We start from the raw sequence: 17,345 nt of genomic DNA on the forward strand, positions 1-17,345 counted from the left end.
GACGTCCAAGAACCTGAGGAAAGCCTCATATTAATCGTTATCAATCTGTTACCACCTTGACGAAGTCCCAGGTTCATGCAGGTCCGCGCCCCCGAACCCGGGTCCGCGACCAGCGAAACCGAACCTGTCGGATCCTCGCACTAATGTTCGAATCCAGGAACAGCCGACAGCCATTCTCCGGGGGGAAGAAATGAGCACAGCCCACGTCCGCGCCCTACTCGATCATGTCGAAGCGAAGCTGCCACGAGAGTCGTGGCCGCACTGGACGGAGGGCTGGCCGCACGAGATCGAAGCCGGTCTGCTCGATGCCGCGTTCTCCGCCCGCGCCACGTACGGCACGCCCACCACGGGGGTCCGCGCCGTCATCACCCGCTGGCTCGATCACCGGGCCGCACCTCTCGACGACCTCACGGCGCTCGCCGCGCACGCCGACGAACCCGAAGGCCTCCTGGCCGTCCTGAACAACCGGCAGCGAGTACCGGGGAACTACACCACCAAGGCCGAGGCCGTCGCCTCGGCGGCACGCTCGCTCACCGAGCTGGGCTGCACCACCTCGGCGGATCTCCGCGACGACGAGGCCCAGCGGAACGCGATCGTCGGGGTGCCCGGGTTCGGTGCCGCCACCTGGGAGTGCCTCGCCATGCAACTCGGCATCCGCACCGCCGAATCTCACCGCCTGGTGTGCGAGTTCCTCGGCGAGGCGCTCGATCTCGAAGCACCCCCATCGACGGCAGACGCCGAACACCTCGTCGCCTCCGCAGCAGTGCGGCTCGAGATCACGCCCGCCACCTTCACCCACGCCGTCTGGCGGCACCAGCGCGCGCAGCGGCGGGTGGCAAGTGCGAGATGAAGTACACGCGAGAAGCGCTCGAGCAGGCGGTCGCGGAATCGACGAGCGTGGCCGGCGTCATGCGCTACCTCGGCCTGAAACCCGCGGGTGGGACACACGCTCACCTGAGTCGACAGATCAAGAGGTTCGGAATCGATACGACGCACTTCACCGGGAGCGCACACACCAAGGGCAAGCCGGCTCGCAATCGCATGTCGTGGGAGGAGATTCTCGTGGAACGACCACCAGGTAGCGCACGAGTGAAACCACATCTGTTGCGCCGGGCCCTGATCGAGGCCGGGGTCGAATACAAATGTGTTCTCTGCGGCCTCGGCGACGACTGGTGCGGAAGCCCCTTGACTCTGCACGTCGACCACATTGACGGTGATCCCCTCGACTCACGTTTGCATCAGATCCGGTTCCTCTGCCCCAATTGTCACAGTCAGACACCGACGTGGGCCGGCCGAAATCGCTGGACACAGGGTGGTGAGCACACAGGCTGATCCGAGGATGGGCTCCTGTCGAGGTGTGGCGTAGTCTGTCCTCGCGCGCGAGTGGCGGAATGGCAGACGCGCCACACTTAGGATGTGGTGTCCAACGGACGTGGGGGTTCAAGTCCCCCCTCGCGCACTTCTCGGGTTTCCCTGCCGATTCGGCGGCCCTGTTTAGCTTGGATCGACGGCTCGTCGGGCGCCTCCGGCGGCTGTGACCGCCACCATAGCGGCAACCTCTCCTAGCAGCGCATTCAGCGATTCAGGTACCGTCGTTATGTGTCCGGTAACCGTAAGCAACGCCGCCCCGCGCTGATCCTGTTGGTGGTCGTCGGGGCTGTCGGATGCCTCGCACTCGGCTGGTGGCAGTGGACACGTTTCGAAGCGGTGGGCGGGACCGGCCAAAATCTCGGCTACGCATTCCAGTGGCCCCTGTTCGCGGCGTTCCTCGTCTACGCCTATCGGCGATTCGTGCAGCTCGAGGACGCCGAACCGGCCGACCCCGCCGACGTCCCGGATGCTCCCACCGAACTGCGGGAGATCCCGGCCGACGTCTTGCCCCCTCGCCCCTCGGTGGCCGAGGACGACCCGGACGACCTCGAGAGCCGGCAGATTTCGCAGTACAACCAGTACCTCGCCGAGCTGTCTGCTCGCGAGACCGATAGGAGCACCACGTGAGCACGGGCCAAGACGAAACGACTGCCGGTTCGGTCGCAGACACCGCGAAGCAGAAGAAGATCGCCCCCGCGCTCCTGCGCTACCGCGTCCTCGCCTACGCCACCGGTGTGTGGCTGCTGGTCCTCACCGCAGAGATGGTGGCCAAGTACATCTTCAAGGTCGACAACCTGCCCAGCTGGATCGCCGTGGTCCACGGCTGGGTGTACTTCGTCTACCTGCTGGTGACGCTCGACCTGGCGGTCAAGGTGCGCTGGCCCGCGGGCCGGACGGTCGGAACGCTACTCGCGGGCACCATTCCGTTCCTGTCGTTCTACGTGGAGCACCAGCGGACCAAGCAGGTCCGCCGCGACTTCGGTCTCTGACCGAACCGGTCGGCTCTCTCACATGATGACCGGCTGCCCGGTGATCATCGCGATCACGTAGGTCAGCCAGCCGAGCGGTGTCTGAGGCACCATCATCGGCGACATGTGAACCTCCTCCCGTGAAACGTAGCGACTGTCAGTGCCCGGCGAGCGCCGCCAGGTCGGGGACGAGCTGAACGAGCGCCCGCCCTCGGTGCGAGGACGCGTCCTTCTCCTCGGGTGACAGCTGGGCGGCCGAGCGGGTATCTCCATCCGGCACGAAGACCGGGTCGTAACCGAATCCGCCGTCGCCGACGGGCTCACGGGCGATGCTTCCCCGCCATTCGCCGCGGACCACCGATTCCTCGCCGCCGGGCACCACGAGCGCGCACGCCGAGACGAACGCCGCTCCCCTGCGGTCGTCGGGCACGTCACCGAGCTGAGCCAAGACCAGGGCGGTGTTCGCGGGATCGTTTCCGTGCGTGCCCGACCACCGGGCGGACAGGACTCCGGGCATGCCGTTCAGCGCATCCACCTCGATTCCGGAATCGTCTGCCACACAGGGCATTCCGGTTGCGGCGGCACCGTCGCGCGCTTTCGCCAAGGCGTTCTCCTCGAACGTCGCACCCGTTTCGGGGGCCTCGGGGTACTCGGGTACGGCCTCGAGCCCGACCAGTTCGATTCCGTCGACACCGGCCGCCGCGAGCACCCGATGCAGTTCCCGGAGTTTCTTCGCGTTGCGGCTGGCCACCAGCACCCGTGTGGTTTCCGGCACCGATCTAGCCCCCGAACTTCTTCTTCGACGTCTCCGGGACCTTCGGCTCCGGAAGCGCACCGGGGTAGGGCAGTTCGAGTGCGGCCTTCTGGATCTCGAACAACTGCTCGCACCCTGCGAGCGCGGAGTCCAGCAGTTTGTCGAGCGTGCTCCGCGGGAACGTCGCGCCTTCGCCGGTGCCCTGGATCTCGACGAGGGTGCCCGTGTCGGTGGCCACGACGTTCATGTCGACCTCGGCGCGCGAGTCCTCCTCGTACGGCAGGTCGAGGCGCACACGGCCGTCGACGACGCCCACGCTCACCGCGGCGATGCCACAGGAGATCGGCTGGGGGTCGGCGAGGCGGCCGGCGGCGCGGAGGTAGGTCACCGCGTCGACGAGGGCCACATAGGCGCCGGTGATGGCGGCAGTGCGGGTTCCGCCGTCGGCCTGCAGCACGTCGCAGTCGAGGGCGATGGTGTTCTCACCGATGGCGGCGAGGTCGATGCAGGCACGGAGGGAGCGTCCGACCAGCCGGCTGATCTCCTGGGTTCGTCCACCGACCTTGCCCTTGACGGACTCTCGGCCGCTGCGGGTGTGGGTGGCGGCGGGCAGCATGGCGTATTCGGCCGTCAGCCAGCCGAGTCCGGAGCCCTGACGCCAACGGGGAACACCGTCCTCGACGCTGGCTGTGCACATCACCCTGGTGTTTCCGAATTCCACCAGCACCGATCCCGCGGGATGAGTGGTGAAGCCCCGGGTGATCTTGACCTCGCGGAGTTCGTCGTCCGCCCTACCGTCTTCTCGTGTGGTCACGGCAGAGAGCCTAGTCGCCCCCGCCCGGGGCGCGGGCACACGGCTTCAGACGGTGTAGACGCCGCCCGCGGACACCGCGTGCACGGGGCCGGAGAATTCGGCCTTGGCCTCGGCGATGACGTCTTCGCGGGACGTCCACGGCGGTATGTGGGTGAGCAGCAGTTCGGCGACACCGGCGCGGTGTGCGACCTGACCGGCCTCGGTCCCCGAGAGGTGGATCCCTTCGGGCCGGTCCGGGCTGTGCGTCCACGACGCCTCGGCGAGCAGGACGTCGGCCGCGCGGGCGAGGTCGATCACTTCGTCACACATGCCGGTGTCGCCGGTGTAGACGAGGGTGCGCCCGGCGCCGTTGGTCAGGCGGAACCCGTACGCCTCGGGCGGGTGGTTGACCCGGCGCGCGGTGATGGTGAGGTCGCCGAACGTGACCGGTTCGCCGTCGGTCCAGTGGTGCAGGTCGATCGTGTCGGAGATGTCGTCGATGTCGCCGCCGCACTCCGCGGACGCGACGCCGATCCGGCGGGCGGTGTCGGACGGGCCGTAGACGAGTGCGCGCCCCTTCGGCGGGTGCGGATGATAGCGGCGCCAGACGAGCAGTCCTGGGAGGTCCAGGCAGTGGTCCGCGTGCAGGTGGCTGAGGAGGACGGAGACCTCGCCGGGATCGGCGAACCGCTGGAGCGCACCGAGGACACCGGGTCCGAAGTCGAGTACCAGCGGCGGTGTGTCCGGCGCGGTCAACAGATAACCCGATGCAGGTGAGTCTGGTCCGGAGACGCTCCCTGAACACCCCAGGACGGTAATGCGCATACCCGCCATGCTGCCACGACGACCCGTTTCGGAAAAAGCTTCCGACGGAATTGGCGCGTCGACCTCACAACCGATGGGGAACTGTGACCTGACCATGGCGATCTACCGCGGATCCGCCGCCGTTACCGTTCCCATGCCTCTTCGAGGACTTGGACCTGTGGGTCGTAGGTGCCGGTCGAGAGGTACTTCCATCCGGCGTCGGCGACCACGAACGCGATGTCGGCCCGCTGTCCCGTCTCGAGGGCGTACCGCGCCACGTCGAGTGCAGCATGGAGATTGGCGCCGGTGGAGGTGCCGGCGAAGATTCCCTCGACGTCGATCAGTTCGCGGGTGCGCTGGATCGCCTCGGTGTGGCGTACCCGGAATCGCCGGGTGAGTACCGATTCGTCGTACAGTTCCGGAACGAATCCCTCTTCGATGTTGCGGAGGCCACACACCATTTCGCCGAAGCGTGGTTCCGCGGCCACGATCTCGATGCCGTCGACGTGCTCGCGGAGAAACCGGCCCGTACCCATCAGTGTCCCGGTGGTGCCGAGCCCGGCCACGAAGTGGGTGATCTCGGGAAGATCCCTCAGGATTTCCGGCCCCGTGGTCTCGTAGTGCGCCATCGCGTTGGCCGGGTTGCCGTACTGGTAGAGCAGTACCCAGTCCGGATTCTCGTCCGACAGTCGCCTCGCGACGGCGACGGCCTCGTTGGAACCACCGGCGGCGGGAGAGTCGATGATCCGGGCGCCGAACATCGTTAACAGCTGGCGGCGCTCCATCGACGTGTTCTCGGGCATCACGCAGATCAGCTGGTAGCCCTTCAGTTTGGCGGTCATCGCCAGAGAGATACCGGTGTTGCCGCTGGTCGATTCGAGTATCGTCGCACCGGGAGTGAGACGGCCGTCCCGTTCTGCTTGCTCGATCATGCGTAGCGCCGGGCGATCCTTGATCGAACCGGTGGGATTGTGATCCTCGAGTTTGGCCCACAACCGCACCGGGCTGCTGCCGTTCCAGCGTGGCGACAGCCGGGGCAGGCCGACCAGAGGTGTGTTCCCGAGAGTGTCGATGTACGAATCGAACCTTGCCACGGCAGCGATCAGCCTCCCGTGACTACACAGCGAACGGACGGACACTCACCGTCGACGTCGGGGGTCGAAACTGTGACAGCCATGATCAACTCCTGAGGGTGCGGTGGGGTGCGGCGACGGAGATCCGCCGCTGGGGACGCCCGGACCTCGGCGGCACGGCGTGTGCGCGAACCGCGAGTTCGACCACCTCCACCGGCCCTCCGTGACGACACTGTCGACAGCTCTGAACTACGCAGTACCTGGGTGCCCGAATCTCGGGTGGAGCCTACCAGCAGGCCCTACTCGCAGCGGTCGGATGCGCGGTACACGCCGGTGCATCGCACGCGCCTCACCCCGGGGGGATCACCCGAACGATTGTGGCCCCACCGCTTTCCGTGCCCGCTGCTTCCTGGCGTCCGCGGAGAGCAGCCAGGCTGCGACGACACCGCCGACGGCGCCGAACAGATGGCCCTGCCAGGACACACCGGGAGCGCTGGGGAGCACACCCCACAGCAGGCTGCCGTAGACGACGAACACCACCACACCCACGAGGATCTGGCCGAGGCTGCGGGCGAAGATTCCCCGGACCAGCAGGTAGGCGAGCCAGCCGAAGATCAGGACGGAGGCGCCGATGTGGTTGGAATAGGATCCGCCGGTCAACCAGGTGCCCAGACCTCCGACCACCCAGACGATCCCGGTGGCGGCGAGGCCGCGGGCGATGCCCGACAGCAGCACGAGGAACCCGAGGACCAGCAGCGGGACGGTGTTCGCGAACAGGTGCGCCCAGTCGTCGTGCAGGACCGGGGCGAACAGAATCCCCCACAGCCCGTCGATGGAGCGCGGCCCGACGCCGTTCTCTTCGAGTCGCTCGTCGGACGCCACGTCGACGATCTCGATGACGTACAGCAGCATCGTGAAGGTGCCGATGAGGATTGCGGACTGCAGCCACAGCGGCTTCGACTTCGACGCGGGCGCCGGCTTCGCGCCACCCCTCGGCACCGGCGAGTCGAATCGCGAGGAGTCGAACGACGACGTCATGATCCACACACCCCTGCCGTCATGCCCACAACTGCCCTTCCAGTGCTTCTTCTGCTTCCTCGACCGTACCGCCGTATGCGCCGGTCGACAGATATTTCCATCCGCCGTCGGCGACGATGAACGCGATATTCGCCGCGCGTTCGGCCTTGACGGCCTTGCGCGCCACCCCCAGCGCGGCGTGGAGGATCGCGCCGGTCGAGATGCCCGCGAAGATGCCTTCGTTGTCGATCAGTTGCCGGGTGCGACGGACGGCGTCGGCGGGGCCGACGGAGAACCGCGAGGTGAGGACGGATTCGTCGTACAACTCGGGGACGAAGCCCTCGTCGATGTTGCGGAGGCCGTAGACGAGTTCGCCGTACCGGGGCTCGGCGGCCACGATCTCGATGCCGTCGACGTGTTCGCGGAGGTAGCGCCCCACACCCATCAGGGTGCCGGTGGTGCCGAGGCCCGCGACGAAGTGGGTGATCTCGGGAAGGTCGCGCAGGATCTCGGGGCCGGTGGTCTCGTAGTGCGCCAGCGCATTCGCGGGATTGCCGTACTGGTACAGCATCACCCAGTCGGGATGCTCCGCGGACAGCTCCTTGGCCACGGCCACAGCCTGATTCGAGCCACCGCGCGCGGGCGAGTCGATGATCTGCGCACCGAACATCGTCAGCAGTTGCCTGCGTTCCACGGACGTGTTCTCGGGCATCACGCAGATCAGGTGGTAGCCCTTGAGTTTCGCGGCCATCGCGAGCGAGATCCCGGTGTTCCCGCTGGTCGGTTCGAGGATCGTGGCGCCGGGTGTCAGGGTGCCGTCGTTCTCGGCCTGCTCGATCATGCGGAGGGCGGGCCGGTCCTTCACCGAACCGGTGGGGTTGCGGTCCTCGAGCTTCGCCCACAGGCGGACCGGCGCAGCACCGTTCCAGCTGGGAGACAGGCGGGGCAGCCCGACGAGGGGTGTGTCGCCGAGGGTGTCGATCAGCGAATCGAACCGCGCCACGGCCGCGATCAGCCTCCGGCGACGGCGGGCAGGATCGTCACGGAGTCCCCGTCGGCCACCTCGGTGTCGAGTCCGCCGGAGAATCGGACGTCCTCGTCGTTGACGTACACGTTGACGAAGCGATGCAGGCGGCCGTCGTTGATCAGGCGGTCCTTGATGCCGCCGTAGTTGCCGTCGAGGTCGTCGATGACGGCGGAGAGTGTGGGACCTGTTGCCTCCACCCGCTTTTCACCGCCGGTGTGGGTACGCAGGATGGTGGGGATCGAAACTGTGACAGCCATGGTCGGCTCCTCGAGATGTGGGTGTCTTACCTGCCGCGGGCCCGTCGCGAGGGACGGCACCGTCACTTGTCGGGGATGTCTGCCACGGACGTGTGGGCAAACTTGTAGCTCTGGACCACGTCGACGGGTTCCTCGGTGACGACACCGTCGACGATGCGGTAGCTGCGCAGTTCGTGGACTTCGGGGTCGCGGGTGGAGATCAGCACGTAGTGGGCGTCCGGTTCGGATGCGAAGGAGATGTCGGTCCGGCTCGGGTACGCCTCGGTGGCGGTGTGCGAGTGGTAGATCACGACCGGCACCTCGTCGGCGTCGTCCATCGCCCGCCACACCTTCAGTTGCTCACCCGAGTCGAATCGGTAGAACGTGGGCGAACGCTCGGCGTTGATCATCGGGATGTGCCGTTCGGGGCGGTCGGAGCCGTCCGGCCCGGCGATGACCCCGCACGCCTCGTCCGGGTGGTCGGCGCGCGCGTGCGCGACCATCGCCTCGACGAAGTCCGATCGAATCACCAGCACGTCATCCACCTCCGTGAGCGCCATCCTAGGTGCGCACCGGCGAGTCGGCCACCGACCGGCCGGTACCTCAGGAACGCGTACCTCAGGAACGCGTACCTCAGGAACGCAGTGCTGAAGGGAACAGTTCGCGGTAGGTGGGAATTCCCGCGACGGGGGTGGCGCTGAGGACGGCGTCGACGATGGCCTTCTCCACCACTTCGGCGGCCGCGGTGCAGACGGCGTCGACGACGGGCAGATCGGGCGGGAACGCGTCGGGCACTCCCGCCGGGTGGTGGACCGGGTGGATGCCGGTGGAGAGCGCGAAGATCGTGTCGCCGTCGAGCGGCGAATGCGCCGGCCGGATCGCGCGGGCCAGCCCGTCGTGGCCGGCGACGGCGACGCGGCGTAGCGCCGCCTTGCCCAGGACGGCGTCGGTCGCGACGACCCCGATGGTGGTGTTGAGGACGGTGCTCTTGGCGATCAGTTCGCGCGCCGCCGACACCTCGGCGGCGACGGGGGGTCTGAGCCCGAAAGCGGCTGCACCCACGGTGGCGACACCCCACGGCAGTCCGGTCGCGGGATCGAACACGGTTCCGACGGGATTGGCCACCATCAGCGCGGACACCGTGATGCCCTTCGCCGGACCGTCCGTGACGACGACGCTCGCCGTTCCGATACCGCCTTTGAGCGCGCCCGCACGCGCCCCGACCCCGGCGCCCACCGAACCGGAGAGCACGGTGTGCGACGCAGAATCTGCTGCCCGGTAACCGAATTCGGCGGTGGGACGCCTGCGCCAGTCACCGACCGGCAGATCGAAGATCACGGCAGCGGGAACGATCGGGACCACCTGATCGGGCTCCCCCATGGCGATTCCGTGACCGTGCTCCTCGAGCCACCGCATGACGCCGTCGGCGGCGGCGAGTCCGTACGCGCTGCCGCCGGTCAGGACGATCGCGTGCACCTTCCGGACGCTGTGACTGGGGTCGAGGAGGTCCGTTTCCCGGGTGCCCGGTCCCCCGCCACGGACGTCGACCGCACCGGTCGCGCCGTGCGGCGCGAGGACCACGGTGCATCCGGTGGCGGCGCCGCGTCCGAGCGCGGCGTCCGCGTCGAGTTCGTGGTGGTGCCCGACGCTCAGGCCCACCACATCGACGAGCGAATCGGTGCGGCCCGGCGTCGTGGCCGTCACGGTGCGAGCGCCTGAACGAGCGAGTCCTGCATCCAGGTCAGCCAGTGGTAGATGTCGAGGTGCGGTGCGCGGGGATCGGCGGGATCGAGTTCGTCGGGCGTGTCGGCGTCGATGCCCAGGTTGGTGCCCAGTGCCAGCCGCACGTCGTTGAGACCGCTGAGCCAGGCGTCGGCCTGTTCCCGCGTGAGCAGCACCTTGCCGCCGTTCTCGGGCACCGTGTGGAGAATGACCGAGCCCGCCGCCAGTTTGGCGTCGATGATCTCCGGTTCGTGGAGTCCGCGCAGCGCACCGTTGATGTCGGCCTTCGATTCGGCGCGGATCTCGTCGTCGTCCGGCGCGTCCATGTCGGGACGGTGGAAGTCGGGCAGCAGCCGCGCGAGGACCTCCTCGTCGGGTGCCGCCGTGTTGCCGGTCCGCATCCCGGTGAGCGCCGCGAGTTCGTCCTCCGGGGCGGACGCGGCCCGCTCCTCGAGGAGACCGAGGACGGAGGCGACCAGCGATCGCAGCACCGTGGCCTCGTGCGCGTCCATCTCCGAACGCAGCTTCACACCGCCGAGCGAGTTCTTCCTGCTCCACATCCGCACGTCGTGTACCGAGTTCCTTACTGTCCGAACGGAAAGTTAGCTGCCGTCGCGCTGCATCGTGGCCCACAGGCCGGCCGCGTGCAGCTTGCGTACATCGTTTTCGACCTTGTCCCGGGAGCCGCTCGACACCACGGCCTTCCCCTCGGAATGGACCTGCATCATCAATTCCGTGGCCTTGGCTTTGCTGTACCCGAAGAGCTTCTGGAAAATGTAGGTGACGTAGTGCATCAAATTCACCGGATCGTCCCACACGACGGTGACCCAGGGACGATCATTGGCTTCATCGATCTCGGCGACCTCCGACTCTGCAGGGGTGACCTGCGGCGATGCCGGCATGGCATCCACGAATGGAGCTGTCGTCGAGCAATGAGCCATGACACCAGGGTACGACGCTCCTCCACTGGGCGACACCGCGGCTTACAGTGGCCGGGTGTCCAGAGACAGCACCGCCTTGTTCACCGACCAGTACGAGTTGACGATGCTGTCGGCCGCCCTCGCCGACGGTTCCGCCCACCGGCGCTGCAGTTTCGAGGTGTTCGCCCGCCGGCTCCCCGACGGCCGCCGGTACGGAGTCGTCGGCGGCACCGCCCGTCTGGTTGCCGCGCTGTCGAACTTCCGCTTCGGCGAGCAGGAACTCGCGATCGTGTCCCGCTTCCTCGACGAGGCGACGGTCGCGTGGCTGCGTGACTATCGCTTCAGCGGGGACATCGACGGCTACCGCGAGGGCGACTTCTACTTTCCCGGTTCCCCGATCCTCTCCGTCCGTGGAACGTTCGCCGAATGCGTCCTGCTCGAGACGCTGAGCCTGTCGATCCTCAACCACGACAGCGCGATCGCGTCCGCCGCCGCCCGCATGGTCAGCGCCGCCGACGGACGCCCCATGATCGAGATGGGTTCGCGGCGCACCCACGAGGAATCCGCGGTGGCGGCCTCCCGCGCCGCCTATCTGGCGGGTTTCACGGCCACGTCGAATCTGGAGGCGGTCCGCAGGCACGGAGTGCCCGGTGCGGGTACCAGCGCGCACGCGTTCACCCTGTTGCACACCACCCCGGACGGGCCGGACGAGGCGGCGGCGTTCCGCGCGCAGGTCGCGGCACTCGGAGTCGGGACCACGCTTCTCGTCGACACGTACGACATCACCGAGGGCGTCAGGACCGCCGTCGAGGTCGCGGGCCCCGGACTCGGGGGCGTCCGGATCGACTCCGGCGATCTGGGTGTGCTGGCCCGGCAGGTCCGCAGGCAACTCGACGACCTCGGTGCGGCCGGGACGAAGATCGTCGTCTCCGGCGACCTCGACGAATACGCCATCGCCGCGTTGCGCGCCGAACCGGTCGACGTCTACGGCGTCGGCACGTCCGTCGTCGTCGGCTCCGGCGCGCCGACCGCCGGAATGGTCTACAAACTCGTCGAGGTGGACGGCATCCCCGTCGAGAAGAGAAGCAGCAACAAGGCGTCGCGGGGCGGCACCAAGCGGGCGTTGCGATTCGCCCGGGACACCGGAACCCTGGTCGAGGAGGTCGTGTACTCGGCCCATTCGGACGCACCCGGCTCGGCGGTTCTCGAGGCGCGGGAGCTGCTGGTCCCGCTGGTGCGGGGCGGTGAGACCGTCTGCGACACGACTACCCTGGAGGACAGCAGATCCCTCTTGGCGGCGGGCCTCGTCAGCCTGCCCTGGGAGGGCCTGAAGCTCTCCCACGGCGAGCCCGCGATCCCGGTGCGCTTCGCCGAACCCGAACCCAGGAGGGCACCATGACCGACATCGAGAACACCGACGTCCGGCGGGCGCTGCTCGTGGTCGACGTCCAGAACGACTTCTGCGAGGGCGGCTCCCTCGCCGTCGACGGTGGTTCCGCGGTCGCGGCCGCGATCAGCGGCTTCCTGGCGGCGACCGAGTACGACGCCGTCGCGGCCACGATCGACCACCACATCGACCCGGGCCACCATTTCTCCGACGAACCGGACTACGTCGACACGTGGCCGGTGCACTGCAAATCGGGAACGTCCGGCGCGGACTTCCACCCCGACCTCGACCTGAGCGGCATCGAATCGGTGTTCTCCAAGGGCGAGTTCTCGGCGGCCTACTCGGGCTTCGAAGGCAGGAACTCCGACGGCCAGAGCCTGGAGAAATGGCTGCGTGCGGCCGGAGTCACCGAGGTCGACGTGGTGGGGATCGCCACCGATCACTGCGTGGTCGCGACGGCGCTCGACGCCGTGGCCGCCGGGTTCCCGACGCGCGTCCATCTCCCCCTCACCGCCGGTGTCGCCCCTGCGACCGTCGAGGCCGCGATCACCGCGATGCGGGCCGCCGGGGTGCGCCTCGTGGGCCGCGACTCGGGCACCCCCTCGGACCGCGTGACGATTTCTGACGTAGGTCCCGAGTAACCTGCTCGGGTGCCTGAAAACCTCCCCAACGTCCCCGAGCTGTTGCGCACGGCGGTGCGGTCGCTGGGCGGTGCCGAGCGGTCCAACCAGCTGACCATGGCTTCCGCCGTCGCGCATTCGATCGATACCGGGGAGCATCTGGCCGTCCAGGCCGGGACGGGCACCGGCAAGTCCCTCGCCTATCTGGTGCCGAGCGTCCGGCACGCGGTGCAGAGCGGGAAGACTGTCGTCGTCTCGACGGCCACCATCGCACTGCAGCGTCAGCTGATCGACCGCGACATGCCGCGGCTCGCGGACGCGGTCGAGGGTTCACTCGGACGGCGACCGCACTTCGCGATCCTCAAGGGCCGCAACAACTATCTGTGCATGAACAAAATCCACACCGGATCCGCCGAAGAGCCTCCCACGGACGAGTTGTTCGACCCGTTCGCGGTGTCGCGGCTCGGGCGGGAGGTCCAGCGCCTCACCGAGTGGTCCTCGGACACCGAGACCGGCGACCGCGACGACCTGGCCCCCGGAGTCAGCGACAAGGCGTGGCGCCAGGTCAGCGTCACCGCCCGGGAATGCCTCGGCAAGTCCCGGTGCCCGGTCGGCGAGGACTGCTTCGCCGAGCGCGCCCGCGCGGAGGCCTCTCAGGTCGACGTCGTGGTCACCAACCACGCCCTGCTCGCCATCGACGCCATCACCGGAATCGCGATCCTCCCCGAACACGACGTCGTGGTCATCGACGAGGCGCACGAACTGGTCGACCGGGTCACCAACGTCGCCACCGCGGAGCTGGCGGCGTCGACGATCAGTGCCGCGGCGCGGCGCTGCGCGAAGCTCGTCGAGGAGCAGGACGCGGACCGTCTCGAGGCCGCGGGTGAGGGCTGGGCGGCACTGCTCGAGGAATTGCGGCCGGAACGGTGGGAGGCGCTGCCGCCCGGCGCCGCCCCCGCACTCGCCGCTGTCCGCGACGCCGCGTGGTCGCTGCGCACGGCCATCGGCCCGTCCCGTCCCGGCATGGCGTTGAGCGATCCCGAGGCCGCCGCCGCGCGCAACACCGCACTCGCGTCGGTCGAGGAAGTCCACGACAGCGCCGTCCGCGTTCTCAGCGCCTTCGACGAGCCGGATCCGGCCAAGCGTCACGACGTGGTGTGGCTGGCCGCCGACGACAATCGCGGTTCGATCCGCCGGGTGGTGCGGATGGCGCCGCTGTCGGTCGGCGGGCTGCTGCGTTCCCGGCTGTTCGCCGAATCGACCGTGGTCCTGACGTCGGCGACGCTGACTGTGGGCGGGTCGTTCGACGGTCTCGCGGTCAACTGGGGACTTCCTGCCGAATCGTCAGTCGTGATCGATCCGGCGATGGCCACCGGCTCCGAGGCGCCGTCCGATTCGGGCACGCTCAAATGGAACGCCCTCGACGTCGGGTCGCCGTTCGACCACGCCCGCGCCGGCATCATCTACATCGCGAAGCAGCTTCCGCCGCCGGGCCGGGACGGCCTCTCCCCCGCGTATCTCGACGAGATCGCCGAACTCGTCGAGGCGGCGGGCGGGCGCACGCTGGGATTGTTCTCGTCGATGCGGGCCGCCAAGGCCGCGTCCGAGGCCATGCGCGACCGGCTCGACACCCCGATCCTGTGCCAGGGCGACGACTCGACGGGCGCCCTCGTCCGGGCGTTCGCCGGCGACGAGCCGACATCGCTGTTCGGCACGCTGTCGCTGTGGCAGGGTGTCGACGTGCCGGGCCCGTCCCTCAGCCTCGTAATTCTCGACCGCATCCCCTTCCCCCGCCCCGACGACCCGTTGCTGGTCGCCCGGCAGAAGGCCGTCGAGTCGCGCGGCGGAAACGGGTTCCTCTCCGTCGCAGCCAATCACGCGGCGCTGCTGCTCGCACAGGGTGTGGGACGTCTGCTGCGCAGCGTCGACGACAAGGGTGTGGTGGCCGTCCTCGATCCGCGGCTCGCCACGGCCCGCTACGCCGGGTACCTTCGCGCCTCGCTGCCTCCGTTCTGGGAGACGTCCGATCCGGAAGTCGTGCGTAAGGCACTGGGGCGGATCCGCGATTCGCGCCCCTGAACCGCGGCCGCGCACTGAGTCGGACAGCGACGGGGTGCGCACCTATGCTCGACCGATGGACCTTGCGATCTCAGTCCGCGGACTCACCAAGAAGTTCGGCGAAGTCCTCGCCCTCGACGGCCTCGATCTGGAGGTGAAGTCGGGCGAGGTGCACGGATTCCTCGGACCCAACGGCTCGGGCAAGTCCACGACCATCCGGGTGCTCCTCGGCCTCCTGCGCGCCGACGGCGGTTCGGCGTCCGTTCTCGGTTCCGATCCGTGGCAGGATTCCGTTCCTGTGCATCGGCGGCTGGCCTACGTTCCGGGGGATGTGAACCTGTGGCCCAATCTGTCCGGTGGCGAGGCGATCGACCTTCTCGGGCGGCTGCGCGGCGGACTCGATCCGGTCCGTCGAGCGTCGCTGATCGAGCGGTTCGAACTCGACCCCACCCGCAAGGGCCGCACCTATTCGAAAGGCAACCGGCAGAAGGTCGCTCTCGTGGCTGCGCTCGCCGCCGACACCGAACTCCTCATCCTCGACGAGCCGACGTCGGGCCTGGACCCGTTGATGGAAGCGGTGTTTCAGGAGTGCATCACCGAATTCGCCCGCGAAGGACGCACGGTGCTGTTGTCCAGCCACGTCCTCGCCGAGGTCGACGCGCTGTGCCACGCCGTCACCATCATTCGCGCGGGTAAGACCGTGCAGGCGGGAACGCTGTCCGAACTGCGCCATTTCACCCGCACCACGGTGACGGCGACCACCCGGATCAAGCCCACCCCCATCGCGAATGTCCCCGGCGTGCACAACCTGCAGAAGGGTGAGGACGCGAACACGGTGACGTTCGACGTCGATTCCGATCAGATCGATCCGGTCATGACCACGCTGACGGGGCTGGGCATCATCTCGATCACCGCCAACCCGCCGACGCTCGAGGACCTGTTCCTCCGCGAGTACCGCGACGAGGTCGAGGCACTCGGGATCGGACGGCCGCAGTGAGTCGACTGAGCGGAACGGGTGTGCTCGCCGAACTGGCGGTGCGCACCGACCGGGTCCGGATTCCGGTGTGGACGGTCGCGGTGGCGGGCCTCACCGTCCTGATCGCGTCGAGTTACTCGACCATCTACCCGACCGCCGAATCACGGCAGGCCCGTGCCGAACTCATCTCGTCGCCGGCAGCCACGGCTCTCGCCGGGCCGGGGTACGGGCTGGACGACTACACGCTCGGTGCGATGGTGGCCAACGAGATCGCCGGCATGACGATGGTGGCCGTCGCGATCATGTCGGTGCTGCTGGTGACGCGGCATCTGCGGACGGAGGAGGAGACCGGACGCACGGAACTGGTACGCGCCGGCGTCGTCGGGCGGTATGCGGGAATCACGGCGGGACTGATCTCCGCGGCGCTCGCAAACCTGTTCGTCGCGCTTCTGCTCGTCATCGGGTTGCTCGGTGTGGGTCTGCCTCCGGCGGGTTCGCTGAACATGTCCGCGGGTGTGCTGGTGGTGGGTCTGGTGTTCACCTCGTTGTCGGCGCTGGCGTCCCAGTTCACCGAACACGCCCGCACGGCAAGCGGTGTCGGGATCACCGCGATCATCGTCGGGTATCTGCTGCGGGCAGTGGGCGACGTGCAGCAGGGACACAGCGGGAGCCTGCTGACGTGGGTGTCGCCGATCGGCTGGTCGCAGGCCACCCGCGCCTATGTCGACGAACGCTGGTGGCCGTTGCTGATCGGAATCGTCGCAGCGGCGCTGACCGTCGGGTGCGCATATGCCGCCATCGGTCGCCGGGACGTCGGGGCGGGGCTCCTTCCGCCGCGGGGCGGGCGCGCCGAGGCGTCCCCCCGCCTCACCGGTATCACCGCGCTGGCGGCGCGTCAGCAGCGCGGTCAGATCCTCGCCTGGGGTGTCGGTGTGTTCGCGCTGTCGCTGCCCATCGGTTCACTCGGCAAGCAGATCAGCGATTTCATCGACCAGGATCCCGATCTCGCGCAGCTGCTGCCGGGTGGCGCCGCGGCGGCGGCCGACGGTGCATTCGCCCTGTATCTGGTGTTCCTGGTGGTGATGGCGGCGATGTACGCCGTCGGCGCCGTCGTGTCCATCCGTTCCGAAGAATCGTCCGGTCGCGCCGAGGAGGCACTGGCCACCCCCGTGTCGCGGGCGTCGTGGCTCGGTGGACAGCTGGCCGTGATCGCCGCTGCGGCGGTCGCGATCGCGGTGGCGGCGGGGGTCGGCATGGGGATCACCGCGGCGTTCACGCTGTCCGATGCCGGGGCGCTCGGCCGGTTGATCGGCGCGGCCCTGAACTCCGTGCCTGCCGTGCTCGTGATCGTCGGTGCGTGCGCGGCCGTCTACGGCCTGAGCCCGCGCGCGGTGCCGGCGTTGTGGGTATTTCTGGGCTACGTGCTCGTCGCCGGAATGTTCGGGGAAGTGCTCCCCGACTGGTTCGGGGTGCTCTCCCCCTTCCACTACACGCCGGCCCTGCCTGCCGAGAGTTTCTCGGCTACTCCCCTCGCGGTTCTGCTGCTACTCGCGGCGGCCCTGTTCCTCGCGGCGGTCACCGGATTCCAGCGCCGGGACATCGGCCGGTGAAGGCTCGGT

At 68.3% G+C, this 17,345-nt stretch carries 20 protein-coding genes and 1 tRNA gene; 10 read left to right on the forward strand and 11 right to left on the reverse strand.

Going from position 1 to position 17,345, the window contains the following annotated elements; all coding sequences use genetic code 11:
* Nucleotides 1-190: 190 nt before the first annotated feature.
* The 5 genes from ACLIVD_RS26035 to ACLIVD_RS26055 all read left to right on the forward strand — a co-directional run bounded on the left by ACLIVD_RS26035 (nucleotide 191) and on the right by ACLIVD_RS26055 (nucleotide 2,360).
* Nucleotides 191-850 (forward strand): DUF8548 family protein, encoded by a 660-nt coding sequence (locus tag ACLIVD_RS26035; RefSeq protein WP_491930856.1) that lies wholly within the window; start codon nucleotides 191-193, stop codon nucleotides 848-850.
* Entirely contained in the window at nucleotides 847-1,332 is a 486-nt protein-coding gene (locus ACLIVD_RS26040) for an HNH endonuclease signature motif containing protein (protein WP_061699027.1), read from the forward strand. The genes ACLIVD_RS26035 and ACLIVD_RS26040 overlap by 4 nt, the downstream gene beginning before the upstream one ends.
* A 45-nt stretch (nucleotides 1,333-1,377) precedes the next feature.
* Nucleotides 1,378-1,459: transfer RNA gene (locus ACLIVD_RS26045), tRNA-Leu, on the forward strand.
* 140 nt (nucleotides 1,460-1,599) lie between these two features.
* Nucleotides 1,600-1,998, forward strand: coding sequence for a transcriptional regulator (locus tag ACLIVD_RS26050; RefSeq protein WP_283353794.1), 399 nt, complete (start codon nucleotides 1,600-1,602; stop codon nucleotides 1,996-1,998).
* Complete coding sequence (locus tag ACLIVD_RS26055; protein WP_037236425.1) at nucleotides 1,995-2,360, forward strand: DUF3817 domain-containing protein; 366 nt, start codon at nucleotides 1,995-1,997, stop codon at nucleotides 2,358-2,360. The genes ACLIVD_RS26050 and ACLIVD_RS26055 overlap by 4 nt, the downstream gene beginning before the upstream one ends.
* Nucleotides 2,361-2,496: 136 nt before the next feature.
* Here the strand turns inward: ACLIVD_RS26055 and rdgB are convergent, their stop codons facing one another.
* The 11 genes from rdgB to clpS form a co-directional block, all read right to left on the reverse strand.
* Complete coding sequence (rdgB, locus tag ACLIVD_RS26060; protein WP_283333547.1) at nucleotides 2,497-3,114, reverse strand: RdgB/HAM1 family non-canonical purine NTP pyrophosphatase; 618 nt, start codon at nucleotides 3,112-3,114, stop codon at nucleotides 2,497-2,499.
* A 4-nt stretch (nucleotides 3,115-3,118) separates the two neighbouring features.
* Nucleotides 3,119-3,907, reverse strand: a complete 789-nt coding sequence (gene rph / locus ACLIVD_RS26065) for a ribonuclease PH (RefSeq protein ID WP_007296580.1) — start codon at nucleotides 3,905-3,907, stop codon at nucleotides 3,119-3,121.
* A gap of 45 nt (nucleotides 3,908-3,952) precedes the next feature.
* Complete coding sequence (locus ACLIVD_RS26070; protein ID WP_283333546.1) at nucleotides 3,953-4,711, reverse strand: cyclic nucleotide-degrading phosphodiesterase; 759 nt, start codon at nucleotides 4,709-4,711, stop codon at nucleotides 3,953-3,955.
* A gap of 122 nt (nucleotides 4,712-4,833) precedes the next feature.
* Nucleotides 4,834-5,784, reverse strand: a complete 951-nt coding sequence (locus ACLIVD_RS26075) for a PLP-dependent cysteine synthase family protein (RefSeq protein ID WP_283333545.1) — start codon at nucleotides 5,782-5,784, stop codon at nucleotides 4,834-4,836.
* Nucleotides 5,785-6,126: 342 nt separating this feature from the next.
* A complete protein-coding gene (locus ACLIVD_RS26080) occupies nucleotides 6,127-6,801 on the reverse strand; it encodes a rhomboid family intramembrane serine protease (RefSeq protein WP_011594448.1) in 675 nt (224 codons plus the stop codon).
* A 19-nt stretch (nucleotides 6,802-6,820) separates the two neighbouring features.
* A complete protein-coding gene (locus ACLIVD_RS26085) occupies nucleotides 6,821-7,783 on the reverse strand; it encodes a PLP-dependent cysteine synthase family protein (RefSeq protein WP_005262003.1) in 963 nt (320 codons plus the stop codon).
* An 8-nt stretch (nucleotides 7,784-7,791) separates the two neighbouring features.
* Entirely contained in the window at nucleotides 7,792-8,064 is a 273-nt protein-coding gene (locus ACLIVD_RS26090; RefSeq protein WP_009474135.1) for a MoaD family protein, read from the reverse strand.
* Nucleotides 8,065-8,126: 62 nt separating this feature from the next.
* On the reverse strand, nucleotides 8,127-8,546 hold the full coding sequence (locus ACLIVD_RS26095) for a M67 family metallopeptidase (protein ID WP_418341119.1): 420 nt from the start codon (nucleotides 8,544-8,546) through the stop codon (nucleotides 8,127-8,129).
* Between the two features lie 130 nt (nucleotides 8,547-8,676).
* On the reverse strand, nucleotides 8,677-9,747 hold the full coding sequence (locus tag ACLIVD_RS26100; RefSeq protein ID WP_283333543.1) for a P1 family peptidase: 1,071 nt from the start codon (nucleotides 9,745-9,747) through the stop codon (nucleotides 8,677-8,679).
* Complete coding sequence (gene aosR / locus ACLIVD_RS26105) at nucleotides 9,744-10,331, reverse strand: oxidative stress transcriptional regulator AosR (protein ID WP_283333542.1); 588 nt, start codon at nucleotides 10,329-10,331, stop codon at nucleotides 9,744-9,746. The genes ACLIVD_RS26100 and aosR overlap by 4 nt, the downstream gene beginning before the upstream one ends.
* Nucleotides 10,332-10,367: 36 nt before the next feature.
* On the reverse strand, nucleotides 10,368-10,706 hold the full coding sequence (gene clpS, locus ACLIVD_RS26110; protein ID WP_039950843.1) for an ATP-dependent Clp protease adapter ClpS: 339 nt from the start codon (nucleotides 10,704-10,706) through the stop codon (nucleotides 10,368-10,370).
* Here clpS and ACLIVD_RS26115 point away from each other — a divergent pair.
* Genes ACLIVD_RS26115 through ACLIVD_RS26135 form a run of 5 tightly spaced genes read left to right on the forward strand, consistent with a single transcriptional unit; the run spans nucleotide 10,705 to nucleotide 17,336 of the window.
* Nucleotides 10,705-12,084 carry a nicotinate phosphoribosyltransferase gene (locus ACLIVD_RS26115; protein ID WP_283333541.1) on the forward strand — a complete coding sequence of 460 codons (1,380 nt, stop codon included), beginning with the start codon at nucleotides 10,705-10,707 and terminating at the stop codon, nucleotides 12,082-12,084. The two genes, clpS and ACLIVD_RS26115, sit on opposite strands and share 2 nt — an antisense overlap.
* On the forward strand, nucleotides 12,081-12,713 hold the full coding sequence (locus tag ACLIVD_RS26120; RefSeq protein WP_283333540.1) for an isochorismatase family protein: 633 nt from the start codon (nucleotides 12,081-12,083) through the stop codon (nucleotides 12,711-12,713). The genes ACLIVD_RS26115 and ACLIVD_RS26120 overlap by 4 nt, the downstream gene beginning before the upstream one ends.
* A gap of 9 nt (nucleotides 12,714-12,722) precedes the next feature.
* Complete coding sequence (locus ACLIVD_RS26125) at nucleotides 12,723-14,771, forward strand: ATP-dependent DNA helicase (protein ID WP_491930857.1); 2,049 nt, start codon at nucleotides 12,723-12,725, stop codon at nucleotides 14,769-14,771.
* A gap of 55 nt (nucleotides 14,772-14,826) precedes the next feature.
* A complete protein-coding gene (locus tag ACLIVD_RS26130; RefSeq protein ID WP_491930858.1) occupies nucleotides 14,827-15,747 on the forward strand; it encodes an ABC transporter ATP-binding protein in 921 nt (306 codons plus the stop codon).
* On the forward strand, nucleotides 15,744-17,336 hold the full coding sequence (locus tag ACLIVD_RS26135) for an ABC transporter permease (protein WP_491930859.1): 1,593 nt from the start codon (nucleotides 15,744-15,746) through the stop codon (nucleotides 17,334-17,336). The genes ACLIVD_RS26130 and ACLIVD_RS26135 overlap by 4 nt, the downstream gene beginning before the upstream one ends.
* The last annotated feature ends 9 nt before the right edge of the window (nucleotides 17,337-17,345 follow it).

The sequence above is a fragment of the Rhodococcus sp. G6(2025) genome, from assembly GCF_058628105.1.

Bases quoted from the DNA above. Each gene is read 5' to 3' on its own strand.
- ACLIVD_RS26090 (WP_009474135.1), bottom strand. From the start codon at position 8,064: ATGGCTGTCACAGTTTCGATCCCCACCATCCTGCGTACCCACACCGGC.
- ACLIVD_RS26080 (WP_011594448.1), bottom strand. From the start codon at position 6,801: ATGACGTCGTCGTTCGACTCCTCGCGATTCGACTCGCCGGTGCCGAGG.
- ACLIVD_RS26115 (WP_283333541.1), top strand. From the start codon at position 10,705: ATGACACCAGGGTACGACGCTCCTCCACTGGGCGACACCGCGGCTTAC.
- ACLIVD_RS26035 (WP_491930856.1), top strand. From the start codon at position 191: ATGAGCACAGCCCACGTCCGCGCCCTACTCGATCATGTCGAAGCGAAG.
- ACLIVD_RS26040 (WP_061699027.1), top strand. From the start codon at position 847: ATGAAGTACACGCGAGAAGCGCTCGAGCAGGCGGTCGCGGAATCGACG.
- ACLIVD_RS26095 (WP_418341119.1), bottom strand. From the start codon at position 8,546: ATGGTCGCGCACGCGCGCGCCGACCACCCGGACGAGGCGTGCGGGGTC.
- ACLIVD_RS26120 (WP_283333540.1), top strand. From the start codon at position 12,081: ATGACCGACATCGAGAACACCGACGTCCGGCGGGCGCTGCTCGTGGTC.
- ACLIVD_RS26130 (WP_491930858.1), top strand. From the start codon at position 14,827: ATGGACCTTGCGATCTCAGTCCGCGGACTCACCAAGAAGTTCGGCGAA.
- ACLIVD_RS26070 (WP_283333546.1), bottom strand. From the start codon at position 4,711: ATGCGCATTACCGTCCTGGGGTGTTCAGGGAGCGTCTCCGGACCAGAC.
- clpS (WP_039950843.1), bottom strand. From the start codon at position 10,706: ATGGCTCATTGCTCGACGACAGCTCCATTCGTGGATGCCATGCCGGCA.